Source organism: Lentilactobacillus parakefiri, from assembly GCF_002157585.1.
Classification (GTDB): domain Bacteria; phylum Bacillota; class Bacilli; order Lactobacillales; family Lactobacillaceae; genus Lentilactobacillus; species Lentilactobacillus parakefiri.
Window position 1 is genome coordinate 12,706 of sequence record NZ_BDGB01000110.1, and the last position, 1,304, is coordinate 14,009.

Here is a 1,304-nt window from a genome sequence, read left to right on the forward strand (position 1 = left end):
GTTTAAATTACTGGCTACATCGAGCTGAAAATTAACGCCTGAATCACCACCATCAACTAAGACATTTTGAACCTGGCGTAAATGCATGGCATGTAAAGCGATCATTGCACTGGCCCCGTCTCGATCAGAGACGTTCGCTCGCGTCATGTGAATGGCCTGCGGAAAGCCATTGATATCAACTGCCATATGGCGCTTAATCCCCGAGATTTTCTTACCAGCGTCGTAACCTTTGTTTTCAGCAGTAGCGGTGTTTTTGACGCTCTGAGCGTCAACGATAATAAAGGAAGTTAAAGCTGAACGTCCTTGGTAAGTTCGCCGAGCAATGACAATTTTTTTAAAACTTGTTCCAATAAAGAATCAGCCGTAGGCTCAGCTTTAGTTGACCAAATTTTGTAATAGTTGTAAACTGACCGCCATTCTGGGAAATCACCGGGGACTTGACGCCATTGGCAACTGGTTTTCAAGACATATAGGACCGCACAGAAGACCTCGTAGAGGTCATATTTTCGAGGCTTAGTTCGCTTACGAAAATTTTCTAAAGCTGGTCGAATTAATTCAAATTGTTGCCGAGTAATATTGCTGGGATAATTTTTCATAGCTTAAACTCGCTTTTTACATAGAAGTATATCAAAAATCATAGATCTTGGACAGCTTCTAAGGCCAGTTTATTCAATTGGAGGATTAAAAATGTCGAAAAACAATAGAGTGTTTGTCATTTTCTTTTCGATTCTTTTATTTTTGACAGTTGGCATGAGTGAAAAAGCTTATGCCGAACAAATATCTGAGACTGTTCACAATGAGCTTGTAGGGACTTTTGATAAATCCCAAACGTCTAATAGAACTATTGAAGAAATGAAAAAAATTGCAAGAGATGATCACAACGTAACTTTATTGATTACAATAATCAAGTTACAATAAGTGAGAATATAGGTGTTAGTGATGGTGCAACATTAAGGGTACAAAATCAAGAAGTACCAATAAAAAACGGTAAATTTACCGTCAACACTAAGAAATGTTCAACAAGCAAATATAATTTTTCAGATGCAAATGTCAAAACTGATGTTACTGTAAAAAATAACGGTAGCGTCAAAAATCTTGTGTAAATGAAATGCCTTCGTACATATAATATGTATCTAACTTAAATAAATGATGCTTCCAAGGTGTCCTGGAGTCCTTTGAACCCTCGGTGGATCCGCTTCAGAGACTTCTCGTTATAAACATTAAACTGAGAAACCAGGAAGCGATCCAGTGAATCTTCCGTTGGAAATTGTTCTTTGTGGTGGGTGGTGCGCTTGAGATGCTTA

General features: G+C 38.2%; 1 protein-coding gene and 2 pseudogenes. 1 reads left to right on the forward strand and 2 read right to left on the reverse strand.

Going from position 1 to position 1,304, the window contains the following annotated elements:
* Window positions 1-596: pseudogene (locus LPKJCM_RS11400) on the reverse strand (IS5 family transposase); the annotation flags it as partial.
* 91 nt (window positions 597-687) lie between these two features.
* Here LPKJCM_RS11400 and LPKJCM_RS11405 point away from each other — a divergent pair.
* Window positions 688-918: a hypothetical protein gene (locus LPKJCM_RS11405; RefSeq protein ID WP_087069671.1), complete on the forward strand. Its 231-nt coding sequence runs from the start codon at window positions 688-690 to the stop codon at window positions 916-918.
* Between the two features lie 220 nt (window positions 919-1,138).
* Here the strand turns inward: LPKJCM_RS11405 and LPKJCM_RS12970 are convergent.
* Window positions 1,139-1,304: pseudogene (locus LPKJCM_RS12970) on the reverse strand (IS256 family transposase); the annotation flags it as partial.